The organism is Kitasatospora sp. NPDC048365 (genome assembly GCF_043200835.1).
Lineage (GTDB): Bacteria > Actinomycetota > Actinomycetes > Streptomycetales > Streptomycetaceae > Kitasatospora > Kitasatospora terrestris.
On record NZ_JBICYJ010000024.1, the window covers coordinates 82,842 to 107,364 of the forward strand.

Sequence of the window (24,523 nt, forward strand, 5' to 3'; positions counted from 1 at the left end):
AATTGCTTTACTCCTCCTGGAGCCCTCACCCTCGCGCCCTCCGGAGCAGCCCGCATGCCGCAGCCCACCGCCCCCACCACGGCCGCCGCCGACCGCCTGGCCGACCGCGAGCAGAACGCCACCCGCCTGCTGCGCGCCTCCGCCAAGCACTCCTACGACCCGCTGACCGAGATCGACTGGGACGCACCCGTCGACCCCGACCAGTTCGCGGTCGCCCCGCACCGGCTCTCGCTCTACGGCACGCCGCTCTGGGAGCGCCTGACGCCCCGGCAGCAGGCGCGGTTCAGCGTCCACCAGTTCGCCAGCACCACCTCGGCCGGCATCTGGTTCGAGCTGGTCCTGATGGAGGGCCTGATCCGGCACGTCTACGCCGGCGACCTGACCACCCGGCACGCCCAGTACGCGCTCACCGAGGTCGCCGACGAGTGCCGGCACTCCACCATGTTCGCCCGGTACATCAGCGCCACCGGCTACCCGTCCGCCCGGCCCACCCGCCGCGCCGACCGGCTCGGCAAGCTGCACTTCCTGATCAACGACACCACGATGACCTTCGCCGGGGCGATATTCGTCGAGGAGTTCACCGACGCGATGCAGCGCGAGATGATCCGCGACGACAGCCTGCAGCCGCTCGCCCGCTCCGTCGCCCGGATCCACGTGATCGAGGAGGCCCGGCACATCGGCTACGCCAAGCCCGAGTTCGAACGCCGCTGGGCCGCGATGGGCGCCCCGCGCCGCGCGCTGTTCCGCCGCGCCCTCGCCGTCCTCGCCAACCAGGCCGTCCTGGAGATCGTCCACCCCCGGGTGTACGCCCTGGCCGGCCTCGACCCGCGCGAGGCGCAGCGCGTCGCCGCCGCCAACCCGCACTGGCGCGAGGCCCGCATCGACTGGGCCCGCAAGGCCGTCGAGTTCTTCACCGAACTCGGCGTCATCGACCACACCGTCGAGAAGATGTGGCGGCGCGCCTCCCTGCTGCGCTGACGCCGACCCACCGCGAGGCCGCACGCCGTCACATCACCGCCGTGCCCGCCACCTCACCGACCCCGTACGTCACCGCCGAGGCCATCGCCACGATCAGCAGCTGCCGCACCGCCGTCCACACCGCGCCCCGGCCCGAGCCGTACCCCAGGCTCGCGCCCACCACCAGCGAGGCCGCCGCCGTCACCCCGGCGGACCAGGCCACCGCCGTACCGCCCTCGGTGAAGAACCACGGCAGCAGCGGCACCAGCGCCCCCACCGCGAACAGCAGCAGCGAACTGACCGCCGCCACCACCGGCGACCCCGCGTCGCTCGCACTCACCCCGTACAGGATCCGCAGACTCGTCTCACGCGCCGTCCGCCGGTGCTGGACGACGCCCCGGGTGGCCTTCGCCGCCGTCGCGGCGTCCAGCCCGCGCTCGCGCATCCGGCGCGCCAACTGCGTCATCACCACCGGCGGCGAACGGTGCCACGCCCGGTGCAGCGCGTCCTCCATGCCGTGCGCCACCTCCCACTGGCTGCGCACCGACACCCACTCGCCGGCCGCCATCGACAGCGCCCCCGCCACCAGGCTCGCCACGCCCGACAGCCGCACCGTGCCCGCGTCCACCGAGGCGCCCGCCACGCCCAGGATCAGGCACAGGTTGGTCACCAGCCCGTCGTTCACCCCGAGCACCGCCGCGCGGATCCCGCCGCCCGCGACCCGGCCCGCTGTCCGGCCGATCGCCGCCAGCTCCTCCTCGGCGAGCGCGTCGTCCTCCGCGCTGCGCCCCGCCGGATCCCACTCGGGCGCCCACACCGCCCAGTCCGGCCCCGCCGCCGGATCACCCGCGTCCATGCCGCCCCACGCTAGCGCCGCCCCGCCCCGCACCCCGGCAGCACGCACCCGGCCGACCGGGTGACGGGCCGTCACCCCGCTCCGGGGCGCCGGCGGACGGGAGGGGCCCACACCACCTCGCCGCCCGCCGGCCCGTCTCCCCGTACCGTCCGACGGCCGCACCGCGCATTCCCCGTCCCGCCCCGCCCGCCCGGCGGAGACCGCGGGCGGCGGCGGTGACGGCACGGCCACCGGACGGCGATCCCCCGTGGGGAAGCCCGTCAGCCGACCGCACCGGCCGACAGGCGGCTCAACCTCGCCAGGCGCACCAGCGCCACCGAACGCCCCGCGGCCCGCCGCCGGGCCGGCCGCACCCGCGCCACTTCCCCGGACGCCGTCACCGGACGCCCCCCGCACCGAGGCGCGGGCACCAGGTGGCGCAGGGTCGCGCCCGCCTCCCCCGCGTCCACGAAGTGCTCCCGCGCGTACCGTCGGAACCGCTCCCGCCGCCCCGCCGCCCCCGGCAGCCCGTACGGCACCGTCTCCGCGGCCTCGGGCATCCCGGACAGCACTCGTAGTCTCATCGGCGAACCTCCGCTAATCGCACGGGCTGGCGTGCCCACCAGCAAACCCGCCGACGCCCCCCATGATCAATCCGTACCGCTACCCATCCCCGCCCCCGAACACTGGGTACCCGGACCGGGGTTTTATGGTGTGCCGATGATCTTCAAGCGAAAGCCCAAGGCCGCGGCACTCGGCACCGCCCTGACCGAGCTGGAGGAGGGCGTCGCCGCCCGCGACGGCGGCCGCACCGGGCAGGCCTTCGACGCCGTGTTCCAGGCCCTCCGGTCGGCGCAGGACAGCGACCTCGTCCAGGCCGGCCCCCGGCTGGCCGCCCTGCTGCCGGGCTTCCCGCCGACCGGACCGCGGCCGACCCTGGCGACCGCGGCGGGCTTCTGCGTGGAGCGCGGGGCCGACCCGCTCGCCTGCGCCGGGCCGATCCTCGACGCGGTCCACCAGGACCTGCGCGACGCCCTGGAGTTCGCCCGCCGCCTGGCCGCCGCCGGCGCCGAACCGCCGGAGCCCGACGAGGCGAACATCGACGACGCCCTGCTGACGCTGCTGGGCGGCGAGCCGCAGCACGCCACCCGGCTGGCCCTGGCCTGGTGCGCGGTCGAGGAGTGGCAGGCCCCCGCGCTGGCCGTCCTGTGCCGCAGCGCCGAGGTCCGCCGCCGCCACGCGGCCGCGCTCCTTCCCGCCTGCCGCGACCTGGCGGCCCTGGGGCACCACGACCTCAAGTGCCTCGCGTACGCGCTGGCGCTCCTCGACGACGAGCCGGTGGTCGTGCTGCACCGGCCGACCGGGCGCGGCTTCGAGCTGCGGATCGGCGCCGTCGCGGACAACTTCCAGCTGCACACCCTGCTCGCCCACGTCCTGGTCGGCGGCGGCCACCTGCCCGGCGCCGCGCCCTCGGCGGAGAGCGTCCGGCTCGCCACCGATCCCGCACCCGCCCGGGGCGGCAGCGGAGCCGTCGCCACCGGCGCCTTCGAGCTCCTCGCCCCGAACGGCGACCGGATCTGGAACGAGGGCCTGCCGGACGACATCCCCGTGGTCGAGGGCCGCCGCCTGCTCGTCCTGGACACACCCGCCTACCGGCGCTCCTGGAACGCCGACCGGTTCTTCCCCCTGCTCCCCGGCACGGCCGAACTCACCCGCGTCCTGTCCGCCGACGAGACCCGGTCCTGGTTCGCCCGCACCACCTTCGCCCCCGGCGGCGGACCGGCGTCCTGACCCGCGGCCGGGCCCCCGCCGCCGTGGGCCGCCGTCCGCCGTCAGGCGCCGTCGGCCGGGTGGCGGGCGAGCGCGTCGCGAAGGTCGCGGCGGCCGACGCCGAGCTTGCGCAGGACGTTGGCGACGTGGTGCTCGACGGTGCGCGGCGAGAGGAAGAGCGCCTGGGCGACGTCCTGGTTGCTGGCGCCCTGGGCGACCAGTTCGGCGACCTGGCGTTCGCGGGGCGACAGCCCTTCGCCGTAGCCGCGCCGCCCGGGCGAGGCGGTCCGGCCGAGGCCGAGGTCGCGCCGGGCGTGCCGGCACCGGGCCGCGTCGGAGGCCGCGCCGAGCGCGGTGTACGCGTCCTCGACGTCCACCAGCCGGTCCGCCGCCGCGGCGGGGTCGGTCATCGCGAGCGCCCGTGCGACGCGCTCCTCGGCCCGGGTCGCCTCGTACGGCCGCCCGATCCCGCGCCACCGGTCCCGTGCCTCCCGGAACGCCTCCAGCGCCGCCGCCTCGCGCGCATCGGCCCCGCGCGGCCCTGCCGCCCGCCCGGCGGCACCGGAACGGCCGCCCGGCTCCTGGCCGACTTCCTGCGGCCCCGCCGCACGCGCATCCCCGGGCCCGTCCGTCGCCCCGTCACCGGACCGGCCGGACTCTCCCGCGGACACCCCCTCAGGCAGAGCAGCCGGGCCCTCCCGCTCCGCCGCAGGCGCGCCCGTCGCCCCGAAGCCGGCCGACCCCGTGGCCGCCCCGTCCAGGGGGGCGTCGGCCGTCTCGCCGCCCGCCTCCAGGAGCAGGCCTCGGGCGAGCGCCAGCGCGGCGAACGCCGCGGGCGCGTCGACGCCGGCCAGCCCGGTCGCGGCGTCCGCGACGAGCCGCTCGGCGCCGGCGAGGTCGCCGACGGCGAGCAGCGCCTCGACCGCGACCGGCAGCAGCTCCCCGGAGCGGGCCCAGGCGGCGGCGTCCCGCAGGGCCCGCACCGCCGGCACGACGACCTCGGCGGCCCGCGCCGCGTCGCCCTCGGCGAGGCGCAGGGCGGCGAGCCCGGCGGCGGCCCGCAGCGCGGTGGTGACCTGCGACTCCCGCTCGCCGTACTCGGCGGCCGCCGCGTACTCCTCCTGGGCGAGGGCGAGCCGGCCGCGGGCGGCGGCGAGCCGCCCGAGCAGCAGGGCCCGCTCCGATCCGGCGAGCGCCAGGTCGGGGAACTCGGCGCCGAGCGCGGCGAACCGCTCCTCGATGCCGTCCCACCGGCCGGCCAGCCCGTCGAGCCGCAGCAGCACGATCCGGCTGTAGCACTCGAGGTAGGGGATGACGGCGAGCCGGGCGAGCCGCCGGCTCTCGGCGAGCAGCAGGCCGGACCGCGCGTCGTGGCCGAGGTCGACGGCGATGTCGCCGACGTTGTACAGCGCCCGGGTGGTCTGCCGGACGATCTCGGGGTTGTCGGAGGTGCGGGGCAGCGGTTCGAGTTCGGCCCAGACGGCCGGGTCGCCCTCCCGGGCGAGGATGGTCAGCCGGGTGGCGAGGACGGCCGCGGCGACCTCGGGTTCGGGGCTGGCGGCGAGCAGGGCGCCGGCCCGGTCGAGCAGGCCGCGGGCGCGCGCGCCGCCGCCGTCGCGCTCGTTCATGGCCAGCGCGACGAGGGCCCGGGCGGCCCGGGCGGGCCGGTCCGCCAGCAGCTCCTCGGCGGACCGTTCGATCTCGGCGAAGCCGGCCCGGTCGCCGCCGTGCACCGCGACCTGCATGCCGAGGCTGAACCGGATCTCGCCGCGGTCGGCGGTCGACAGCCGGGGGTCGGCGATGATGCTGTTGAGAATCCGCGCGCTCTCCCGCAGGTCGACGCCGTTGGCGGCGATCCGGGCGAGCGCGAGGGCGGCCCGTCCGCGCTGTTCGGCGTCGAGGTCGGGCTCGGCGAGCAGCCGGCGCAGCAGCGCGCCGGCGCTGCCGGTGTCGCCGAGCGCGACCGCCTGGTCGGCGGCGGCCTCGGCGACCACCTGCCAGGCCCGCCGGTCGCCGAGGGCCTGGGTGTGGTGGGCGATCTGGACGAGCGGTCGCGGCTCGCGCGTCTCCAGCGCGCGGACGGCCCGCCGGTGCAGCGCGGCGCGCTGCGGGCCGGGGATCCTGCGGTACGCGACCTGCTGGGCGAGGGCGTGCCGGAAGGCGTACCGCGAGGGGGCGGCCTCGTGCAGGGCGGCGACCCGCAGCGCCTCGATCAGGCCTTCGGCCGCGGCGGCGCCGTCGAGTCCGGCGACGGCGGCGACCAGCTCCTCGTCGGCGGGGACGCCGAGCACCGCGACGGCCTCGACCACCGCGCCGGCGGTCGGGCCGAGCGCGGCAAGCCGTTCGGTGACGGCGTCGTGCAGGCCGCGGGGCACTTCGGAGTGCTCCAGGTCCGAGGCGAGGTCGGCGGCGTCGGTGAGTCCGGGGCGGCCTTCCTCGCAGAGGGTGATCAGGTCCTCCTCGGCGACCAGCGGCAGGCCTTCGCTGCGGTCGAAGAGCACCCGGGCGAGCGCGGCGGTGGCCCGGGGGCCGAGGGCGGCGCGGGCGAGTTCGTGCACCTCGGCCTCGGCGAGCGGCGCGGGCCGGATCAGCGCGCCGCCGACGCCGGGCGGCCGCCGGTAGGCGGCGCCGAGCACGGGGGTGTCGGGCGGCAGGTCCTCGCCGCGGTAGGTGAGGACGAGGGCCAGGCCGGGCGGCAGGTCGCGGGCGAGCAGCAGGAGCAGCTCGCGGGTGGCGTCGTCGACCCAGTGGACGTCCTCGACGACCAGCACCGCTTCGCCGATGGCGCCGAGCACGGCGCGTACGGCCTGCACCAGCCGGTGGCGGTCGTTCGGGGCGGCGCCGGCGACGGGTGGCGGCGGGGGCAGCCGGTCGGCGAGGTCGGGCAGCAGCGGTGCCAGCGCCCCGGCGCTGGGCGGGATCCGGTCGACGGGGGGCAGCAGCGGGCCGATGGCGCGCAGCGCGTCCACCACCGGGCCGAACGGCAGCGGTTCGCGCAGCGGGTGGCAGTAGCCGGTGAGCACCGGGCGGCCCCGGACGGCGGCGGCGGCCTCGGCGACCAGCCGGGACTTGCCGATCCCGGCCTCGCCCTCGACCAGCACCACGGCGGGCGGGCCGACCATCGCCTCGACCAGCCGGTCCAGCTCCCGCTGGCGCCCGACGAAGCCGAATCCGGCGCCCTGCGCGCCGTCCGGGCTCACCACCGGTCGGTCCGTCCGGCCGGGCGGCCGGTGACGTCACGGCTGCTGATGTCGGGGTGGGGTGCGGCCATGGATCAATTCTGCCGTCCCCGGTCGCCGCGGCTCGCCCGGGGTCCGGCACGGCCGCTGGCATTCGGCGCGCCGCGGGCGGACGATCGGGGGGTGGACGCGACGGTGGACGCGGGCAGGGCCGGCGGCATCCGGCTGGGGACGGCGCCCGGCCGGTGGGTGGTGCTGGCCACCGTGCTCGGCTCGGGCATGGCGATGCTGGACGGGACGGTGGTCAACGTCGCCCTGCCCCGGATCGGCGAGGACCTCGGCGCCTCGCTCGCCGACCTGCAGTGGACGGTCAACGCCTACCTGCTGACCCTGGCGGCGCTGATCCTGCTCGGCGGTTCGCTCGGCGACCGGTACGGGCGGCGCCGGGTGTTCCTGATCGGGGTGTGCTGGTTCGCCGTCGCGTCGGCGGCCTGCGCGGCCGCGCCCTCCGTCGGGGTGCTGGTGGCGGCGCGGGCGCTGCAGGGCATCGGCGGGGCACTGCTGACGCCGGGTTCGCTGGCGATGCTGCAGGCCGTGTTCCATCCGGACGACCGGGCCGGCGCGGTGGGCGCCTGGTCGGGGCTGGGCGGGGTGGCGGCGGCGATCGGGCCGTTCCTGGGCGGCTGGTTGGTCGACGGGCCCGGCTGGCGGTGGATCTTCCTGCTGAACGTGCCGCTCGCCGCCGTGGTCGTCGTCGTCACCGCCCGGCACGTCCCGGAGACCCGCGACCCCGAGGCCACCGGCCGCTTCGACGTCCCGGGCGCGGTGCTCGCCGCCCTCGCCCTCGCCGGGGTGACCTACACCCTCACCGAACCGGGCAGCGTCCTCGCCCCGGTCACCGGCGTGGCGGGCGTCCTCTGCGCGGTCGGGTTCGTCCTGGTCGAGCGCCGCTCGGCCAACCCGATGCTGCCGCTGGAGCTGTTCCGCTCCCGCCTGTTCACCGCGATCAACCTGGTGACGCTGTGCGTGTACGCGGCGTTCAGCGGCATCTTCCTGCTGCTGACCGTCCAACTGCAGATCGTCTCCGGCTTCAGCCCGCTGACGGCGGGCGTCGCCCTGATCCCGATCACCCTCCTGATGCTGGCGTTCTCCAGCCGCGCCGGGAAACTCGGCCGGGCGATCGGCCCGCGGCTGCCGCTCACCCTCGGTCCGATGATCTGCGCGGTGGGCGTACTGCTGATGCTGCGGATCGGCCCGACCGCCTCGTACTGGACGGACGTGCTGCCCGCCGTGGTCGTGCTGGGCTGCGGCATGACGCTGCTGGTCGCCCCGCTCACCGCCACCGTGCTCGCCGCCGTCGAGGTCCGGCACGCCGGCATCGCCAGCGGCGTCAACAACGCCGCGGCCCGCGCCGCCGGCCTGCTCGCCGTGGCGGCCCTCCCGGCCCTGGCCGGCCTCACCGGCGACGCCTACCGCGTCCCGGCCGAGGTCGACGACGCCTTCCACACCGCGATGCTCATCTGCGCCGCCCTGCTCGCCGGCGGCGGCCTGATCGCCGTCGCCACCGTCCACGGCAACGTCCTCGACCACACCGAGCCCCTCGCCGAACCCGACTGCGACTGGCACGCGGCCCCCACCACCCCGCCCCTGGACCCCGGTCACGAATGCCCGACCTGCCACCCCGCCCCCGAGGAACAGCCCGGGCAGCACGACACCCGGTAGACGGGAAACACGGCAGGGGCGCGCGGGATCCCGCGCGCCCCTGTCGGTGGGGGTGGAGCTAGAGGATGTCGCCGGGGGCGTACTTGGCGGCCGCCGGGTAGGCGTCGGCGACGGCCTCGATCCGGCGGACGATCTCGGCGACCTGGGCGCCGGCCGCGCCGGTGAAGGAGAGCCGGTCGGCGAGCAGCGCGTCGAGCGCGGCCCGGTCGAGCGGGATCCGCTCGTCCTCGGCGAGGCGGCCGAGCAGTGCGTTCTCCCGGGCGCCCTGGCGCATGGCGAGCGCGGAGGCGACCGCGTGCTCCTTGATGACCTCGTGCGCGGTCTCGCGGCCGACGCCGGCCCGCACCGCGCCCATCAGCACCTTGGTGGTGGCGAGGAACGGCAGGTACCGGTCCAGCTCCGCCTCGATGACGGCGGGGAACGCGCCGAACTCGTCGAGCACGGTCAGGAAGGTCTCCAGCAGGCCGTCGAAGGCGAAGAACGCGTCCGGCAGCGCGACCCGGCGGACCACGGAGCAGGAGACGTCGCCCTCGTTCCACTGGTCGCCGCCGAGCTCGGCGGTCATCGACGCGTAGCCGCGCAGGATGACGGCGAGGCCGTTGACCCGCTCGCAGGACCGGGTGTTCATCTTGTGCGGCATCGCGGAGGAGCCGACCTGGCCCTCCTTGAAGCCCTCGGTGACCAGCTCGTGGCCGGCCATCAGGCGGATGGTCTTGGCCAGGCTGGACGGGCCGGCGGACAGCTGCACCAGGGCGCTGACCACCTCGAAGTCGAGCGAGCGCGGGTAGACCTGGCCGACGCTGACGAGGACGTTGTCGAAGCCGAGGTGGCCGGCGACCCGCTGCTCCAGGTCGGCGAGCTTCCCGGCGTCGCCGCCGAGCAGGTCGAGCATGTCCTGGGCGGTGCCGACCGGGCCCTTGATGCCGCGCAGCGGGTACCGGGCGATCAGCTCCTCGAGGCGGCGGAAGGCGACCAGCACCTCGTCCGCGACGGTGGCGAAGCGCTTGCCGAGGGTGGTGGCCTGGGCGGCGACGTTGTGCGAGCGGCCGGCCATGACCTGCTCGGAGTACTGCGCGGAGAGCCGGCCCAGGCGCACCAGCACGGCGACGGTGCGGTCGCGGACGTGCTCCAGCGACTGGCGCACCTGCAGCTGCTCGACGTTCTCGGTGAGGTCCCGGGACGTCATGCCCTTGTGGATCTGCTCGTGGCCGGCGAGGTCGCTGAACTCCTCGATGCGGGCCTTCACGTCGTGGCGGGTGATCCGCTCACGGGCGGCGATCGACTCCAGGTCGACCTGGTCGATCACGCGCTCGTAGTCGGCGACCGCGTCGGCCGGAACCTCGATGCCGAGGTCCTTCTGCGCCTTCAGGACGGCGAGCCACAGGTGGCGCTCCAGGACCACCTTGTGCTCGGGGGACCACAGCTGGGCCAGGGTCGCCGAGGCGTACCGGGAGGCCAGGACATTGGGGATCTTGGGCTTCGCGCTCACGCTTCGCAAGCCTAACAGTCGAGGTCAGGCAGAACTCCGCGAGGCCGCCCGGTGAAGATCGGGTGCGCGGGCCGGTCGCGGAAAACCGGTACGCGGCACCCCGGCCCGCGGGCTACCGTCGGGCGCATGACCCAGCGCACCTTCCGCATCCTCGTCCGCGGCTCCTTCGACGCCCTCACCGACGGGCAGCGCGCCGAGCTGCTCGCCGAGGCCGCCGAGCACGACGTGCTCACCGCCGCGTTCACCGAGGAGGGCCACCTCAGCTACGACCTGGCCGCCCGGCCGTTCTTCACCTTCCGCGTGCTGGAGCACGGCGAGCGGGAGGAGGACATCGCGGCGGCGACCGTCCGCGCCGAGACCGCCGCGGAGCTGTGGCTGACCGACCGCGGCTACGGGTACAAGAACCTGCGCTCCACCGCCCAGGACCTCTCCCTGGCCCCGCTCGGCGCCCGCCAGAAGCGCGAGCGCGGCGGCAACTAGGCCGCTAGAACAGCGAGTCCTGCTCCGCCTCCGCCACCGGGCGGGCCCGCGGCACCGGTTCGATCCCCGCGCAGCGCTGCGCGGGGACGGCGCTCACCGCCCACCCGGTGAGCAGCCGGCTGTCCAGCAGCAGCGGCCCGCCGCTCTCCCCGTCGCCGCCGTCGAGCGGATCGACGAACAGGTGCCCGCCGATCGCCGGGCGCAGCGCCCCGGCCAGCACCGCGCCGTCCGCCAGCACCTTCACCTCGCCGTACGCATCCGGCACCCCGCCGGTGAGGCCGTACATCGCCACCTGGTCGACGACCGGGCCGTCCGCCAGCAGCTCCAGGCCGTGGCCGTCGAGCAGCCGCAGCACCTCGGCGCGCAGCGCGACGATCTGCGCCCGCCGCTCCGCCTCCTCGGCCGGCGACCACCAGGCGGCGCCCTTGAGCGCGGACGGGATCCGCTCGCGCGCCAGCCCGGCCTGCGCGACGGTGAGCTCGGCCCGCCGGACGGCCGGCAGCCGGCCGCGCCCGACGAAGGTGTACGCCAGCGCGGCCTGCTCCTGCAGCCGGGCGGTGCCGCGCTCCTCGGCCGTCAGGCCGACCTTGCGCAGACCCTCGCCGAACCACGCCAGGTAGAGCCGGTACGTCCGCCCGTCGTCGAAGATCTGGTCGCGGGCCAGCGCCAGGCCCCGGTCGGCGCTCTGGCAGGTCGGGCACTGCGCGTTCTTGGCCTCCGCGGCGACGCTCTCGCCGTACGGGCAGGGGCGCTGCCGGCCGGCGCTCCACACGCCGACGCACCGCCGCGGGCCGCCGATCCGCCAGCCGACCCGCAGCCCGGCGCTCAGCGCCCGGACGTGCTCGCGCCGCCCGTCACCGGCCGCGAGGAACGCCTGGCCGTCGACCCACCGCAGCCCGGTGACCGTCCACACCCGCACACCACCTCCGTCCGCCGACCCTATCCGGGGGCACCGACAGCGGAGGCGGGGCTACGGGGTGGTGCGGTCCTGAACCGCGAGCAGCGGCAGGACCTGCCGGCAGAGCCGGTCGAGCATGATCCGCTGCGGCTCGTCGAGGCTGTCGAAGGCGGCCTGGGCGCGGGTCATGTCGAGGCGGATCCGCTCCAGCACGCTCCGGCCCTCGTCGGTGATGGTGACGATCTTGACCCGGCGGTCGGCGGCGGCCGCCTCGCGGTGGGCGAGGCCGAGCGCCTCCAGCCGGTCCACGATGCCGGTCACGTTCGACGCGTCACAGCCCAGCCGCCCGGCCAGCGCCCGCATCGGGACCGGCTCCAGCACCGACTTGAGCGCCTTGGCCTGCGAGGAGTTCAGCCCGTGCTTGGCCGCGGCGGCGGCGAAGTCCTGGAAGTACGCGGTACCGACGGCGGCGACCGTCTCCATCAGCTCGGCGGTCGTCGGCGCGGTGCCGATCCCTGTGGTGCCCATGACGTCCAGGTTACGCCCAATGGTTCAGTGCCTCCAGTGTTGACCCCGGCAACTACCTCACCCGCACCGGACCCTCACAGCACCAACTGGTCGAAGAGGTGCCGCAGCTCCCCCTCCGGGTCCGCGGTGAGCCCGGTGTGCACCGGCCCGGGCTGCACCACCGCGCTGCGCGGCGCGGTCAGCCAGCGGAAGCGCTGCCCCGCGCCGTCCTGCGCGGCCGGCCCGGCGGCCTCGCCGCCCGCGCAGACCGCCTCGATGCCGTGCAGCGCCCGCCGCACCCCGGCGACGTCGACCACCGGGTCGAGCGCCAGCAGCCGCGCCTGGTCCAGGTGGGTCCGGGCGCCCAGGTACCCGGTGTAGCGGCAGTACAGCAGCACCCCGATGTTGACGCACTCCCCGCGCTCGACCCGGGGCACCGCCCGGATCACCGCGTACTCGTAGTCGTGCGGCTCCCCGGACCCGCCGTCCGTCGCCGTGCCGTCCTTCGCCGTGGTGTCCATCAGCCGCCCACCTCCGGGAGCCAGTCGCGCGGGCCCGCCAGCCGGGCCGTCAGCTGCGCGGTGTACGCCTCGCGCACCGCGTCGGGCGCCTCGAAGCCCGGCTCGTCCACCAGCCACACCTCGGGGATCGCCGCCACCGCCCTCGCCAGCGCCTCCGGCACCAGCGGCGCCAGCTCCTCGTCGGCCGCCTTCAGGTCGTCGACCGCCCGGGCCAGCGCGTGGTCCGAGGCGTCGTACGGCTTGCGGGTCCAGCCCGCCGCGCCCGCCCAGTGGTGATGGAAGATCAGGCTGGCGCCGTGGTCGATCAGCCGCAGCCCGCCCGCCGCGACCAGCAGGTTGGGGTTGCGCCAGGACCGGTCCACGTTGCCGATCAGCGCGTCGAACCACAGCACCCGCGCGGCCAGTTCGCGGTCCACCTCGAAGCACAGCGGGTCGAAGTTGAGCGCCCCGCCGACGAACGCCATGCCGAGGTTGGCGCCGCCGCTGGCCCGCATCTGCTCCTGGATCTGCTGCTCGGGCTCGCTGCGTGCCAGCACCGGGTCCAGGTCGAGCAGCGCCAGCTCCGGCACCGGCAGCCCGAGACCGCGTCCGAGCTCACCGGCCAGCACCTCGGCGACCAGCGCCTTGCGGCCCTGCGCGGCACCGCACCACTTGAGCACGTACAGCCGCCGGTCGCCGGCCTCGACCAGGCCCGGCATGGAGCCGCCTTCACGCAGTGGCGTCACGTACCGGACCGCCGTCACCTCGGGGAGCATCCGGAAAGCCTATCGGGCCCCTCCGGTGGCAACCGTGCTTGGGCCGTGCGAGTGTGGCGAGCAGTTGTCCTGACACGTGTCCTGACACGGCACGGACCATCCACGGTAGGGGATGAACGATGGAGCGACCTCGGATCCTGATCGTCGGCGGCGGCTTCGCCGGCCTGGAGTGCGCCCGCCGGCTCGAGCGCAAGCTCGCGCCCGCGGAGGCGGAGATCTCGCTGGTCACGCCATTCAGCTACCAGCTCTACCTCCCCCTGCTGCCGCACGTCGCGGCCGGAGTGCTCACCCCCCAGTCGGTGGCGATCTCGCTGCGCCGGTCGCTGCGCCGCACCCACATCGTGCCCGGCGGCGCGATCGGCATCGACCCGCGCTCCAAGGTCGCCGTGGTCCGGAAGATCACCGACGAGGTGACCGCCGAGCGGTACGACTACCTGGTGCTCGCCCCGGGCAGCGTGACCCGCACCTTCGACATCCCCGGCCTGCCGGACTACGCGCGCGGCATGAAGACACTCGCCGAGGCGACCTACATCCGCGACCACGTGATCGCCCAACTCGACCTGGCGTCCACGTCGATGGACGAGCGCGAGCGCGAGTCGCGGCTGCAGTTCGTGGTGGTCGGCGGCGGCTACGCGGGCACCGAGACGGCGGCCTGCCTGCAGCGGCTGACCACCGCCGCCGCCCGCCGCTACCCGCGCCTCGACGCCCGGCAGATCAAGTGGCACCTGATCGACATCGCCCCGAAGCTGATGCCGGAACTCGGCGACAAGCTCGGCGACACCGCGATGAAGATCCTCCGGTCCCGCGGCGTGGACGTCTCGCTCGGCACCTCGGTCGCCGAAGTCGGCGCGGAGAGCGTCAAGTTCACCGACGGACGGACCCTCCCCTGCCGCACCCTGATCTGGACCGCCGGCGTCGCGGCCAGCCCGCTGATCGGCACCCTGGACGCGGAGACGGTGCGCGGCCGGATCGCGGTCACCGCGGAGATGCGGGTGCCGCAGTTCGAGGGCGTCTTCGCGCTCGGCGACGCGGCCGCCGTCCCGGACCTCGCCAAGGGCGACGGCGCGGTCTGCCCGCCCACCGCCCAGCACTCCGCCCGGCAGGGCAAGGCGGTCGCCGACAACCTGGTCGCCGCGCTGCGCGGCCAGCCGCTGCAGCCGTACTTCCACAAGGACCTCGGCCTGGTCGTCGACCTCGGCGGCAAGGACGCGGTCTCCAAGCCGGTCGGCATCGAACTGCACGGTGTCCCCGCCCAGTTGGTGGCCCGCGGCTACCACGTGATGGCGATGCGGACCAACGCCGCCAAGTACCGGACGGCCGCCAACTGGCTGCTCAACGCGACCGCCGGCGACGACTTCGTCCGCACCGGCTTCCTGGCCCGCCAGCCCGCCCGGCTGCGCGACTTCGAGTACACGGACGTGTACCTCACCAAGGACCAGGTCCGCGAGCACGCCCAGGCGCTGCTCGCCAAGGGCTGACCCGCCGCACCGCGGCGCGCGCGGCGCTCCCGCCCGGGTCGGGGCGGGAGCGCCGTGTGCCGCCCGCTACTTGGCGGTCAGGTACATCCCGGTGGCGTCCTGCCCGGCGGTGTTGCGGCAGGCCCAGTTGCCCGAGGTCTTGGCGTTCACCAGGGTCAGGCAGCGGCCGAGCGCCAGCTGGCCGTAGTAGTTCGGGTGGAACGACTCCTGCGTGGCGCCCTGGACGGTGGTGCCGTAGTCCAGGAACCGGGCCCACTCGCTGGTGGTCGCCGACGGCGCGGTGGTCGGGGTCGCCAGGCGGGTCGACTTGGAGCAGACCTCGCGGCCCTGCAGCATGTCCCGCAGGTCGAGGAACTGCACGCCCTTCGCGGCGGCGACGCCGGCCAGCGCATTGGAGATCTGCGGGACGAGCGAGTCGCGCGCCCAGTCGGCGTCCTGGTTCCAGAACGGGCAGCCGCCGGTGTTGGTGCGCGACCAGCCGCTCTCCGGGTAGCGGTTCTCCGCGGTGCGCGGGATCGGCGACGGGTAGGACTGCAGCACGATGCGGTAACTGCCGGACGCGTACCCGGCGTTCGCCATCACCGCGCGGATCTCGTCGATCGACTTGCCGACCCCGGCCATCGCCCCGGCCATCTTGCCGTCCACCGCGGCCTGCTGGTCGTCGTTGCAGTACGACCACCAGACCATGTAGTCCTGCACGCAGGTGGAGATCACGTCGGAGAAGCCCAGGTCGTTGCCGCCGATCGAGAGGGTGATCAGCTTGACGTCGTAGTTCGCGGCGACCGAGGCGAGCTGGTCCGCCTGCGGGGCCTCGCCCTTGAACGACTGGCCGCCGCTGGCGGCGCGGAAGACGTTCTGGGAGACGGCGCCGGAGCAGGCCAGGTTGATCTGCGCCTGGTTGACGGTCGGCGCGCTGCGGACCTCGGACACGTCCGAGCGGTCGCACCCGCTCGCGAACGTGGTCCCGTAGACCCTGCTGCCGTCGTAGCCGCTGCCCGTCCAGGCGCGGTCGGTGCCGTCCCGGCTGCCGCTGGTGGTGTCGCTGTTGCCCTTCCAACGCCCGGCCTCGCCGGAGATGTAGCTGTCGCCCATGGAGACGGTCGCGGTCGTCCCGCTCCCGGAGGAGGCGACGGCGGGAGTGGCGAGGGCGTACGCGGGCAGGGTGAGCGCCGCTGCGGTGAGCAGGGCGAGTGTTCTCGGTGTTGTGCGTCGGCTCTTGGGCACGGCGGAACTCCTGCGAACGGCCCCGCGCGTGTGGGCACGCGAGGCACTGGTGAGGGTGATGCCGCCGGCCGGTGGCGCGAAGAATGTGACATGCGCACGGTTGTTACCGCTAGGTATCTCACACGCCTAATTCGCAGCGTCACCACCCTTCTCCCTGTGTTACCGCCGAGTTCGATCAGCGTTCGCGCCGGGTGAACCGGTAGACCGCGTAGGTGGCGCCGACGATGACGTCCACGGCCACCCAGAGCGCGATGACCACGCCCACGCCGATCGCCGTGCCGACGCTCTCCACGTCGTTGCACGTCGCCGGGTCGAGCGACTCGCAGTCGGTCGGGGTGCCAGCGGAGGACGCGCAGCCCGCCATGACCCAGGCGAGGAAGAGGAGCTGGATCGCCAGGAAGACCCACCAGAAGACCCGGCGCTTCTTCCGCTCCGGCGGCTGCGCCGGCCGCTCCTCGGTGAGGGTCCAGTCGGGATGGTTCGGGTTGTTCATGGCGAGTCCCCGAGTTGCTTCGGAACGGCCCCCCTCCCCTCCAGACTGACCCCGACGAAGCACCGCGTCAGCTGCTGGGAGTCCCCCCAACACCCTTGGTAATCAAGGCCCGTTCGTGGTGACACAGCGTTCCGCCGACTGCTCACACCAGGCGCGATGTTCCCCCCTGGGGGCCGAGGACGGCGGCGACGTCGGCGGCGAGGGCGGGGGCCTCGCCGGGGTGGAGGGTGGCGACGGAGAGGCGGATGCCGGGGGGCGACTGGAGGCGGAAGCGGGCGCCGGGGGCGGCGACCCAGCCGCGCTGGACCAGGGCGGCGGTGACCGCGGTCTCGTCGGCGACCGGGAGCCAGACGTTCAGGCCGCTCTCGCCGTGCGCGGTCACGCCGCGGGCGGCGAGCGCGGTGAGCAGGGCGTCCCGGCGGGCCCGGTAGGCGGCGGCGACCTCGGCGACCGGCGCGGCGCCGGACCGCCAGAGCTGGACGACGGCGCGCTGGAGCAGGTGGCTGACCCAGCCGGCGTCCAGCCGCTGGCGGCCGAGCACCCGCCCGACGGTCTCCTCGTCTCCGATCGCGACCGCGACCCGCACGTCGGGGCCGTAGGCCTTGGCGAAGGAGCGGACCAGCACCCAGCGCCGGACGGTGGCGGCGCCGTCGGGGCCGGCGGCCAGCGGCTGGAAGGGCTGGTCGACCATGCCGTGGCCATGGTCGTCGTCGATCAGCAGGGTGTCCGGGTGGGCGGCGAGGACGGCGCGCAGCGCGGCGGCGCGGTGCGGGGTGAGCGCGGCGCCGGTCGGGTTCTGCGCCCGGCTGGTGACGATCAGGGCGCGGGCGCCGGCCTCCAGCGCGGCGGCGACGGCGCCGGGCAGCGGGCCCTGGTCGTCGACGCCGACGGGGGCGGTGCGCAGGCCGAGGGCGGGCAGCAGGTCGAGGACGCTGCCCCAGCCCGGGTCCTCGACGGCGACCAGGTCGCCGGGGCGCAGCGAGACGGAGAGCACCCGGCCCATGGTGTCGAGGGCGCCGGAGCAGACCGCGAGCGCGCCGTCGGGGACGCCGTCGGCGCGGAACGCGGCGCGGGCCAGGGCGAGCAGTTCGGGGTCGGCGGCGGGGTGGCCGTAGAGCACGGTCTCGCCGGCCGCGGCGACGGCCAGGGCGGGGCCGAGCGGGGGCAGCAGGGCCGGGTCGGGGTTGCCCTGGGAGAGGTCGCGGGCGCCGGGCGGGACGGGGATGCGGACCTCGTCGCGCGGGGTGGTGGCGGGGCGGGGCCGGATCCGGCTGCCGCGGCGGCCGGCGGTCTCGATGACGCCGCGTTCGCGCAGCAGCCGGTAGGCGGCGGCGACGGTGTTGGGGTTGACGCCCAGCTCGGTCGCCAGGTCGCGCAGCGGTGGCAGCGCGGTGCCGGGTTCCAGCTCGCCGGCGCCGACCGCGCGTTCGATGTCGGCGGCGATCTCGTTGGCGCGCCGACCAGTGATCCGATATTCTCCTAGCACAAAGCCAATTATGCACTAGTGCAGAGGGGGATGCCATGTCGACCGCCACCTACACCCGCAACGACCGCACCACGCCCACCCGCTCCAAGGAGCGCGCCAGCTGGGACAAGGACGCGGTCAACGCCATTCTCGACGCCGGCTACCTCTGCCACCTCGGGTTCGTCGCCGACGGCGCGCCGGTCGTCCTGCCCACCATCTACGCCCGGGTCGGCGAGGCGCTCTACCTGCACGGCTCCACCGGCAGCCGCCCGATGCGCGGCGCCGCCGACGACGAGGGCCTGCAGGTCTGCGTCACGGTGACCCACCTGGACGGCCTGGTGCTGGCCAAGTCCGCCTTCCACCACTCCGTCAACTACCGCTCGGTGGTGGCGCACGGCACCGCGTACCAGGTCACCGACCCGGACGAGCTGACGCTCGCGCTGAACGCCCTGGTCGACCAGGCCGTCCGAGGCCGCTCCGGCGACACCCGCCCCGCCAACGCCAAGGAGCGCGCGGCGACCCGGGTGATCCGGCTGGAACTGGACGAGGTGTCCGCCAAGTCCCGCACCGGCGGCGTCAACGACGACGAGGACGACCTCGACCTGCCGTACTGGGCCGGCGTCGTCCCGGTCGCCCCCGCGTACGGCGCGCCGCAGGCCTCCCCGCACACCACCGTCCCGCTGCCCGCCTACCTGGAGGGCTGACCGGTGCTCGTCCGCGGCTGGGACCGGGGCTCGGAGGCCGAGTGGCGCGCGTTCATGGCCGGGCGCGACTTCGGCACCCTCGCCGCCAACGGGCCGGACGGCCCGGTACTGGTCCCCACCCACTTCCTGCTGGACCCGGACCGCGGCGAGGTCCTGCTCCACCTGGCCGCACCCAATCCGCTGCTGGCCGCGGTACGCGCCGACCCGCGGGTCACCCTGGCGGTCACCGACGACTACGCCTTCATCCCCGGGCCCTGGCGCGGCGGCGTGCCCACCAGCCACTACGCCTCGGTGCAGTTCTCCTGCACCGCCGAGGTGGTCGAGGACGCGGCCGGCAAGGCGGAGATCCTCAACCGGCAGCTCGCGCACTTCCAGCCCGAGCACCCCGAGGACCGGGTGGAACCCGGCGCCGAGCCGTACGGCCCGCTGCTGACCGGCCTGCGCGGGCTGCGGCTGACCGTTCACCGGGTGCGGGCGAAGTTCAAGTACGACGACAAGAAGACCCCCGAGCAGCAGGCCGCGATCGCCGAACGGCTGGCCGAGCGAGGGCAGGGCCTGGACGCCGCCGTCAGGGCCCAGGTGATGCGGCGCAACGCGGCCCGGGCGGCGGGTTGTCCGATCGACTGACGAATCGTCGGCCCGGCGTGGCGGATCGCCCCGGTTCGTCCGGTCTGCTGATGGAATGTGAGGTGATCTCCGTCCGCCCGGCCGCGCAGGTGGGCCGCCGTCCTCCCGGGAGCACCCGCTGTCCTCCTCACCGTCCCCCGCCGCCGCGCCGGCCGCGCAGGAGCACCTCGGCCACGTCGTCTTCATCTCGGCGGCCGCCGCGATGGGCGGCTTCCTCTTCGGCTACGACAGCGCGGTGATCAACGGCGCGGTGACCGGCATCCAGGAGCACTTCGGGGTCGGCAACGGGGAGACCGCGTTCGTGGTCGCCATCGCGCTGCTCGGCTCGGCGGCCGGCGCGGTGATCGCCGGCCGGCTCGCCGACCACCTCGGCCGGGTGCGGACCATGCTGCTGGCCGCGGTGCTGTTCGCGATCAGCGGCGTCGGCTCGATGTTCCCGCCCACCATCGAGGTGCTCGGCTTCTGGCGGGTGGTCGGCGGCATCGCGATCGGCATCGCCTCGGTGATCGCCCCCACCTACATCGCCGAGGTCGCCCCGACCGCGTACCGGGGCCGGCTCGCCTCCTTCCAGCAGCTGGCCATCGTGCTCGGCATCACCGTCTCGCAGCTGGCCAACTGGGCGCTCAACCAGGCGGCCGGCGGCGAGTCCACCAACCACCTGGGCGGCGTCCAGGCCTGGCAGTGGATGCTCGGCGTGGAGGCCGTCCCGGCCCTGGTGTACGGGCTGATGGCGCTCGCCATCCCGGAGTCGCCGCGCTACCTGATCGCCGACGGCCGGGACGCGCAGGCCCGCGAGGTGCTGTCCGAGGTCGAGGGCCCCGACGTCGACCTGGACGCCCGGATCGCCGAGATCCGCGCCGTCCTCGACACCTCGCACAAGCCGCGCGCGAAGGACCTGCTCGGCGGCCGCTTCGGGCTGCTGCCGATCGTCTGGGTGGGCATCGGCGCCTCGGTGTTCCAGCAGTTCGTCGGCATCAACGTGATCTTCTACTACTCGTCCTTCCTGTGGCAGTCGGTCGGCATCGACGAGTCCAACTCGCTGCTGATCAGCCTCTCCACCTCGATCATCAACGTGATCGGCACCGTGGTCGCGATGGCCCTGGTCGACCGGATCGGCCGCAAGCCGCTCGCCCTGGCCGGCTCGGCCGGCATGGCGGTCGCCCTCGGCGTCGCCGCCTGGGCCTTCTCCTTCCGGCAGGGCACCGGCGACACCGCCACCCTCGACGACGCCTACGCCACCGTCGCGCTGGTCGCCGCGCACGTCTTCGTCTTCTGCTTCGCCTTCTCCTGGGGCGTGGTGGTCTGGGTGCTGCTCGGCGAGATGTTCCCCAACCACATCCGGGCGCTCGCCCTGTCCGTCGCCGCCTCCGCCCAGTGGATCGCCAACTGGGCGATCACCGTCAGCTTCCCCAACCTCTCCGACTGGAACCTCTCCGCCACCTACGCGATCTACGCGGGCTTCGCGCTCCTGTCCATCCCCTTTGTGGCGTTCTGCATCAGGGAGACCAAGGGTCGTGCCCTGGAAGAGATGGGCTGACGGCCCGTCACGCTCTAGCATCGCCTTGACCGGGCCGCCACCGCCCGACCCCGACGAGCCGACGGAGAGGCCATGGGCACCCGCCGCCAGAACGTCACCTTCCCCAGCAACGGGCAGACCGCGCACGGCTACCTCGCCCTGCCGCCCAAGGGCCTCGGCCCGGGCGTCCTGGTCGTCCAGGAGTGGTGGGGCCTCACCCGCCACATCGCCGACCTCACCGACCGCCTCGCCGCCGAGGGCTTCGTCGCCCTCGCCCCCGACCTGTACGGCGGCACCACCACCCACGACCCGGCCGAGGCGAGCAAGCTCAAGGCCGAGCTGCCCGCCGAGCAGGCCGCCCGCGACCTCGCCGGGGCCGTCGGCTTCCTCCTCGACCACCCGCAGACCGTCGGCGACGCGATCGGCGCCACCGGCCTCTGCATGGGCGGCGGCCTCGCCCTGCGCCTGGCTGCCCAGCAGGGCGACCGGATCGCCGCGGTCGTCCCCTTCTACGGCCTGCCCGACGACCCCGACTTCGACTACCGCGGCCTGACCGCCCACGTCCTCGGCCACTTCGGCGAGGACGACGCCTCGCTGCCCGCCGCCACCGTCGACGAGGCCGCCATCCGCATCGGCGAGGCCACCGACCGCCGGCCCGAGATCCACTTCTACCCCGCCGGCCACGCCTTCATGAACGACGAGAAGCAGCCCTCCACCTACGACCCCCTCCAGGCCGACACCGCCTGGCGCCGCACCCTCGCCTTCCTCTGGGCCCACCTGGGTTGACCGTGAGGACCTGCCGCGTGCCGGTACCATCGCCGACATGATCTTTGACGACGTGCCCGCCGAAGACCTCCAGCCCGGCGACATCGTCGAGCTCTCGCACAACTACGGCAGCGACATCATCCGGCTGACCTCGGTGCAGCACCGGACCGGCGGCATCAAGCTCACCGGCCGCACCGAGAACCAAGCCGGCTGGTCCTGGGGCATGGAGTACGGCCGGCTCGCCCGGCGCGCCCGCCCCTAGGCTGCCGGCACGGACCGGGTCGACCGGGTGGCGGGGCTCCGGCAGTGGACGAAGCCGGCTCGTCCCTTCGTGGAGTAAATGGGTCGACAGGCGGCGCGCGGGCGGCGCATAGTCGCGCGGTGAGTGAGCAGCGTACGCAGCGTTTTCCCTGGGCGGGGCGGAACTACCGGATCCAGACGGCCGCGACGGTGGTGAGCGGGCTGGGCAACGCCGCCGCGCCGATCGCGACGGCGTTCGCGGTGCTGGGGCAGGGCGGCGGCGCGGCCGAGGTCGGGTACGTGACGGCGGCGCGCAGCGTGCCGCTGGTGCTGTTCCTGCTGCTCGGTGGGGCGCTCGCGGACCGGCTGCCGCGCCACCGGGTGATGGTGGGCGCGAACGCGTTCAACGCGCTGTCGCAGGCGGGCCTGGCGGCCCTGGTACTGAGCGGTCAGGACGCGCTGTGGCCGCTGATGGTGCTGTCCGCGGCGGGTGGCGCCGGGCAGGCGTTCTACGCTCCGGCGGCCGAGGGCCTGATCCTGCAGTCGGTGGCGACCGAGCACGCGGGCAAGGCGTTCTCGGTGTTCAAGATGGCGGTGAACGCCGCGCAGATCGGCGGCGCGGCGCTGGGCGGCGCGCTGGTGGGCCTGGTCGGTCCGGGCTGGGTGCTGGCGCTGGACGCGGGCTGCTTCGCGGTGGCCGCGGCGCTGCGCGTCCTGCTGCGGGTGGAGCCCGCCGACCGGCCGTCGGCCGACCACGGCATGGTGCACGAACTGCGGGTCGGCTGGCACGAGTTCCGATCCCGCCGCTGGCTGTGGGCGGTGGTGGTGCAGTTCGGCCTGGTGAACGCGTGCGTGCTCGCGTACGAGGCGGTGTACGGCCCGGTGGTGGCCGAGCAGCGGCTCGGCGGCGCCGGGGACTGGGGTCTGGCGATGGCGGCCCTGAGCGTCGGCATGCTGGCGGGCGGGGTGCTGATGACCCGCTGGCAGCCGCGCCGGCTGCTGCTGGCGGGCAACAACGGGGTGTTCCTGTTCGCGCTGCCGGCGGTCGCGCTGGCGCTGACCGCGCCGGTCCCGGTGATCGTCGCCGCGATGTTCCTGTCGGGCGTGGGGGTGACGGTCTTCTCGGTGGGCTGGATGGTGACCCTGCACCAGGAGATCCCGTCCGAGCTGGTGTCGCGGATCTCCGCGTACGACTCGCTGGGGTCGTTCGCGCTGCTGCCGCTGGGCACCGCGCTGGCCGGTCCGGCGGCCGACGCGCTCGGTCTGACCGGCGCGCTGTGGGCGTGCACCGCGGTGATCCTCGCCCTTTCGGCGGCGGTGCTGGCGGCTCCCGAGGTGCGGCGCCTGACCCGTGCCGTCCCGGAGACCCCGGAGACCCCACAGGCCCCGGCCGCCCCGACCCCCGTACCGGAAGCGGAATCCGTCACTTCCGGGTGACAGAGGGCAACCGTCTCCGCCGCAGAATCGTCGGACCAGATGACAAGGTCGTCTTCCGGGGGAGACCGCATGCCCAAACCACTGCTGTTCCTCGACATCGACGGGGTGCTGAACCCGGTCTGTCCGCATCCGGACGCCGACTTCGACAGCCACAGCCTGCTCGGCTACACCGTCCTGCTCTCCGGCCGGCACGGCGACTGGCTGCGCGAACTCGCGGACGGCTACGAGCTGGTGTGGGCGACCACCTGGGAGGAGCAGGCGAACGCGCACGTCGCGCCGCTGCTCGGCCTGCCGCAGCTGCCGGTGGTCCGCTTCACCGGGTACGTGCCGCAGCCCGGCGATCCGCGGGTGCCGCTGATGGAGCTGTTCTCGGCCCGCAAGTGGGCGCCGATCCTGCGGTACGCCGCCGGGCGGCCGTTCGCCTGGGTCGACGACTGCATCCCGCCACGGCTGGTGCGCAACTCGCTGCTGCGCCGCGACCGGCTGCTGGTGCCCGTCGACCCGGGGCAGGGGTTGCTCAGGTGGCACGTCGACCGGCTGCTGCGCCGCCCGCCCGCCGCGGGCCGCTTGTGCCGGGTGGGCTGACGGCCCGGTGGGCCCGGGCGTTAGATTCGAAGCATGCGCCTCCGGATCATCGACGCCTTCACCGACCGCCCGTTCGCCGGCAACCCGGCCGCCGTCTGCCTGCTGGACGGGCCCGAGTGGCCGCAGGAGCGCTGGCTGCGCCGGGTCGCGGCGGAGATGAACCTGCCGGAGACCGCCTTCGCCCGCCCGTCCGGCGAGCCGGGCGCGTGGGCGCTGCGCTGGTTCACCCCCACCGAGGAGGTGGACCTGTGCGGCCACGCCACGCTGGCCACGGTGCACGCGCTGCGCGGCGACGGCCTGCTCGACGGGTCGGACGGGCAGGTGCGGTTCGCCACCCGGAGCGGCGAACTGCGGGCCCGGACCGAGCCGGACGGTTCGATCACCCTGGACTTCCCCGCCAACGGCGCCGTAGCCGCCGAGCCGCCGGCGGGCCTGGCCGAGGCGCTGGGCCGGCCGGTCACCGAGGCGTACGCGGTCCCCGGGCTCGGCGAGCTGCTGGTGGTGCTGGCGAGCGAGCACGCGGTGCGGGCGCTCGCCCCGGACCTGGGCGCGCTCGCGCTGCTGCCGCTGCGGGGCGTGGTGGTCACCGCCCGGGCGGACGACCCGGCGGGCGGCGGCTACGACTTCGTGTCGCGCAACTTCGCCCCGTCGGTCGGCATCCCGGAGGACCCGGTGACCGGCAGCTCGCACACCGCGCTCGCCCCGTTCTGGGCGGAGCGCCTGGGCCGCACCGAGCTGACCGGCTACCAGGCGTCGGTCCGCGGCGGCCTGGTGGCGTGCCGGCTGCTCGGCGACCGCGTCCTGCTCTCCGGCCACGCGGTCACCGTGCTGGACGGCACCCTGCACAGCACGCCGTAGCGGCACCCCCCGAAGCAC

General features: G+C 75.1%; 24 protein-coding genes. 13 read left to right on the forward strand and 11 right to left on the reverse strand.

Annotated features, from left to right (window positions below):
- Positions 1-54 precede the first annotated feature (54 nt).
- Complete coding sequence (locus tag ACGFX4_RS24040; protein ID WP_393077949.1) at positions 55-978, forward strand: diiron oxygenase; 924 nt, start codon at positions 55-57, stop codon at positions 976-978.
- 28 nt (positions 979-1,006) lie between these two features.
- Here the strand turns inward: ACGFX4_RS24040 and ACGFX4_RS24045 are convergent, their stop codons facing one another.
- Together ACGFX4_RS24045 and ACGFX4_RS24050 are read right to left on the reverse strand one after the other, a co-directional pair.
- Positions 1,007-1,813: a VIT1/CCC1 transporter family protein gene (locus ACGFX4_RS24045; protein ID WP_393077952.1), complete on the reverse strand. Its 807-nt coding sequence runs from the start codon at positions 1,811-1,813 to the stop codon at positions 1,007-1,009.
- Between the two features lie 260 nt (positions 1,814-2,073).
- Positions 2,074-2,376 carry a hypothetical protein gene (locus ACGFX4_RS24050; RefSeq protein ID WP_393077955.1) on the reverse strand — a complete coding sequence of 101 codons (303 nt, stop codon included), beginning with the start codon at positions 2,374-2,376 and terminating at the stop codon, positions 2,074-2,076.
- Positions 2,377-2,512: 136 nt separating this feature from the next.
- Here ACGFX4_RS24050 and ACGFX4_RS24055 point away from each other — a divergent pair, with 136 nt between their 5' ends.
- Positions 2,513-3,583, forward strand: coding sequence for a hypothetical protein (locus ACGFX4_RS24055; protein ID WP_393077958.1), 1,071 nt, complete (start codon positions 2,513-2,515; stop codon positions 3,581-3,583).
- 41 nt (positions 3,584-3,624) lie between these two features.
- Here ACGFX4_RS24055 and ACGFX4_RS24060 read toward each other — a convergent pair whose 3' ends face one another.
- The gene (locus ACGFX4_RS24060) at positions 3,625-6,765 is read right to left on the reverse strand and encodes an AAA family ATPase (protein WP_393077960.1); all 3,141 of its coding nucleotides are present in this window, start codon (positions 6,763-6,765) and stop codon (positions 3,625-3,627) included.
- Between the two features lie 66 nt (positions 6,766-6,831).
- Between ACGFX4_RS24060 and ACGFX4_RS24065 the strand changes: the two genes are divergently transcribed.
- On the forward strand, positions 6,832-8,463 hold the full coding sequence (locus ACGFX4_RS24065; protein WP_393077962.1) for an MFS transporter: 1,632 nt from the start codon (positions 6,832-6,834) through the stop codon (positions 8,461-8,463).
- Between the two features lie 58 nt (positions 8,464-8,521).
- On the opposite strand, the gene purB is transcribed toward ACGFX4_RS24065, so the two are convergent.
- The gene (gene purB / locus ACGFX4_RS24070) at positions 8,522-9,961 is read right to left on the reverse strand and encodes an adenylosuccinate lyase (RefSeq protein WP_393077964.1); all 1,440 of its coding nucleotides are present in this window, start codon (positions 9,959-9,961) and stop codon (positions 8,522-8,524) included.
- 117 nt (positions 9,962-10,078) lie between these two features.
- Between purB and ACGFX4_RS24075 the strand changes: the two genes are divergently transcribed.
- Positions 10,079-10,432 (forward strand): DUF6204 family protein, encoded by a 354-nt coding sequence (locus ACGFX4_RS24075; RefSeq protein WP_393077966.1) that lies wholly within the window; start codon positions 10,079-10,081, stop codon positions 10,430-10,432.
- 4 nt (positions 10,433-10,436) lie between these two features.
- Here the strand turns inward: ACGFX4_RS24075 and ACGFX4_RS24080 are convergent, their stop codons facing one another.
- From ACGFX4_RS24080 to ACGFX4_RS24095, 4 genes are all read right to left on the reverse strand, one after another.
- Complete coding sequence (locus ACGFX4_RS24080) at positions 10,437-11,351, reverse strand: DUF2797 domain-containing protein (RefSeq protein ID WP_393077968.1); 915 nt, start codon at positions 11,349-11,351, stop codon at positions 10,437-10,439.
- 51 nt (positions 11,352-11,402) lie between these two features.
- Positions 11,403-11,858: a MarR family winged helix-turn-helix transcriptional regulator gene (locus ACGFX4_RS24085; protein ID WP_393077970.1), complete on the reverse strand. Its 456-nt coding sequence runs from the start codon at positions 11,856-11,858 to the stop codon at positions 11,403-11,405.
- 74 nt (positions 11,859-11,932) lie between these two features.
- The gene (locus ACGFX4_RS24090; RefSeq protein ID WP_393077972.1) at positions 11,933-12,358 is read right to left on the reverse strand and encodes a DUF3037 domain-containing protein; all 426 of its coding nucleotides are present in this window, start codon (positions 12,356-12,358) and stop codon (positions 11,933-11,935) included.
- Complete coding sequence (locus tag ACGFX4_RS24095; RefSeq protein ID WP_345696070.1) at positions 12,358-13,113, reverse strand: HipA family kinase; 756 nt, start codon at positions 13,111-13,113, stop codon at positions 12,358-12,360. The genes ACGFX4_RS24090 and ACGFX4_RS24095 overlap by 1 nt, the downstream gene beginning before the upstream one ends.
- A gap of 119 nt (positions 13,114-13,232) precedes the next feature.
- Here ACGFX4_RS24095 and ACGFX4_RS24100 point away from each other — a divergent pair, with 119 nt between their 5' ends.
- A complete protein-coding gene (locus ACGFX4_RS24100; RefSeq protein ID WP_393077976.1) occupies positions 13,233-14,591 on the forward strand; it encodes an NAD(P)/FAD-dependent oxidoreductase in 1,359 nt (452 codons plus the stop codon).
- A gap of 66 nt (positions 14,592-14,657) precedes the next feature.
- Here the strand turns inward: ACGFX4_RS24100 and ACGFX4_RS24105 are convergent, their stop codons facing one another.
- From ACGFX4_RS24105 to ACGFX4_RS24115, 3 genes are all read right to left on the reverse strand, one after another.
- Positions 14,658-15,815 (reverse strand): GDSL-type esterase/lipase family protein, encoded by a 1,158-nt coding sequence (locus tag ACGFX4_RS24105; RefSeq protein WP_393077978.1) that lies wholly within the window; start codon positions 15,813-15,815, stop codon positions 14,658-14,660.
- Between the two features lie 175 nt (positions 15,816-15,990).
- Positions 15,991-16,308, reverse strand: a complete 318-nt coding sequence (locus ACGFX4_RS24110; protein ID WP_393077981.1) for a hypothetical protein — start codon at positions 16,306-16,308, stop codon at positions 15,991-15,993.
- Positions 16,309-16,450: 142 nt separating this feature from the next.
- On the reverse strand, positions 16,451-17,794 hold the full coding sequence (locus ACGFX4_RS24115; RefSeq protein WP_393077984.1) for an aminotransferase class I/II-fold pyridoxal phosphate-dependent enzyme: 1,344 nt from the start codon (positions 17,792-17,794) through the stop codon (positions 16,451-16,453).
- 35 nt (positions 17,795-17,829) lie between these two features.
- On the opposite strand from ACGFX4_RS24115, the gene ACGFX4_RS24120 reads away from it, so the two are divergent.
- From ACGFX4_RS24120 to ACGFX4_RS24155, 8 genes are all read left to right on the forward strand, one after another.
- Positions 17,830-18,477 (forward strand): pyridoxamine 5'-phosphate oxidase family protein, encoded by a 648-nt coding sequence (locus tag ACGFX4_RS24120; RefSeq protein ID WP_393077987.1) that lies wholly within the window; start codon positions 17,830-17,832, stop codon positions 18,475-18,477.
- A gap of 3 nt (positions 18,478-18,480) precedes the next feature.
- The gene (locus ACGFX4_RS24125; protein ID WP_393077990.1) at positions 18,481-19,104 is read left to right on the forward strand and encodes an FMN-binding negative transcriptional regulator; all 624 of its coding nucleotides are present in this window, start codon (positions 18,481-18,483) and stop codon (positions 19,102-19,104) included.
- A gap of 118 nt (positions 19,105-19,222) precedes the next feature.
- The gene (locus ACGFX4_RS24130; RefSeq protein WP_393078051.1) at positions 19,223-20,641 is read left to right on the forward strand and encodes a sugar porter family MFS transporter; all 1,419 of its coding nucleotides are present in this window, start codon (positions 19,223-19,225) and stop codon (positions 20,639-20,641) included.
- Positions 20,642-20,713: 72 nt separating this feature from the next.
- The gene (locus tag ACGFX4_RS24135) at positions 20,714-21,406 is read left to right on the forward strand and encodes a dienelactone hydrolase family protein (protein ID WP_393077992.1); all 693 of its coding nucleotides are present in this window, start codon (positions 20,714-20,716) and stop codon (positions 21,404-21,406) included.
- A gap of 37 nt (positions 21,407-21,443) precedes the next feature.
- Positions 21,444-21,647 carry a hypothetical protein gene (locus ACGFX4_RS24140; protein ID WP_393077995.1) on the forward strand — a complete coding sequence of 68 codons (204 nt, stop codon included), beginning with the start codon at positions 21,444-21,446 and terminating at the stop codon, positions 21,645-21,647.
- 119 nt (positions 21,648-21,766) lie between these two features.
- Positions 21,767-23,062: an MFS transporter gene (locus tag ACGFX4_RS24145; protein WP_393077998.1), complete on the forward strand. Its 1,296-nt coding sequence runs from the start codon at positions 21,767-21,769 to the stop codon at positions 23,060-23,062.
- A gap of 69 nt (positions 23,063-23,131) precedes the next feature.
- Complete coding sequence (locus ACGFX4_RS24150; protein WP_393078001.1) at positions 23,132-23,647, forward strand: HAD domain-containing protein; 516 nt, start codon at positions 23,132-23,134, stop codon at positions 23,645-23,647.
- A gap of 33 nt (positions 23,648-23,680) precedes the next feature.
- Complete coding sequence (locus tag ACGFX4_RS24155) at positions 23,681-24,505, forward strand: PhzF family phenazine biosynthesis protein (RefSeq protein WP_393078004.1); 825 nt, start codon at positions 23,681-23,683, stop codon at positions 24,503-24,505.
- The last annotated feature ends 18 nt before the right edge of the window (positions 24,506-24,523 follow it).

Coding starts and splice junctions, on each gene's coding strand:
- ACGFX4_RS24040 (WP_393077949.1), top strand. CDS start 55: ATGCCGCAGCCCACCGCCCCCACCACGGCCGCCGCCGACCGCCTGGCC.
- ACGFX4_RS24045 (WP_393077952.1), bottom strand. CDS start 1,813: ATGGACGCGGGTGATCCGGCGGCGGGGCCGGACTGGGCGGTGTGGGCG.
- ACGFX4_RS24050 (WP_393077955.1), bottom strand. CDS start 2,376: ATGAGACTACGAGTGCTGTCCGGGATGCCCGAGGCCGCGGAGACGGTG.
- ACGFX4_RS24055 (WP_393077958.1), top strand. CDS start 2,513: ATGATCTTCAAGCGAAAGCCCAAGGCCGCGGCACTCGGCACCGCCCTG.
- ACGFX4_RS24065 (WP_393077962.1), top strand. CDS start 6,832: ATGGATCAATTCTGCCGTCCCCGGTCGCCGCGGCTCGCCCGGGGTCCG.
- ACGFX4_RS24075 (WP_393077966.1), top strand. CDS start 10,079: ATGACCCAGCGCACCTTCCGCATCCTCGTCCGCGGCTCCTTCGACGCC.
- ACGFX4_RS24085 (WP_393077970.1), bottom strand. CDS start 11,858: ATGGGCACCACAGGGATCGGCACCGCGCCGACGACCGCCGAGCTGATG.
- ACGFX4_RS24090 (WP_393077972.1), bottom strand. CDS start 12,358: ATGGACACCACGGCGAAGGACGGCACGGCGACGGACGGCGGGTCCGGG.
- ACGFX4_RS24095 (WP_345696070.1), bottom strand. CDS start 13,113: ATGCTCCCCGAGGTGACGGCGGTCCGGTACGTGACGCCACTGCGTGAA.
- ACGFX4_RS24100 (WP_393077976.1), top strand. CDS start 13,233: ATGGAGCGACCTCGGATCCTGATCGTCGGCGGCGGCTTCGCCGGCCTG.
- ACGFX4_RS24110 (WP_393077981.1), bottom strand. CDS start 16,308: ATGAACAACCCGAACCATCCCGACTGGACCCTCACCGAGGAGCGGCCG.
- ACGFX4_RS24120 (WP_393077987.1), top strand. CDS start 17,830: ATGTCGACCGCCACCTACACCCGCAACGACCGCACCACGCCCACCCGC.
- ACGFX4_RS24135 (WP_393077992.1), top strand. CDS start 20,714: ATGGGCACCCGCCGCCAGAACGTCACCTTCCCCAGCAACGGGCAGACC.
- ACGFX4_RS24140 (WP_393077995.1), top strand. CDS start 21,444: ATGATCTTTGACGACGTGCCCGCCGAAGACCTCCAGCCCGGCGACATC.
- ACGFX4_RS24150 (WP_393078001.1), top strand. CDS start 23,132: ATGCCCAAACCACTGCTGTTCCTCGACATCGACGGGGTGCTGAACCCG.
- ACGFX4_RS24155 (WP_393078004.1), top strand. CDS start 23,681: ATGCGCCTCCGGATCATCGACGCCTTCACCGACCGCCCGTTCGCCGGC.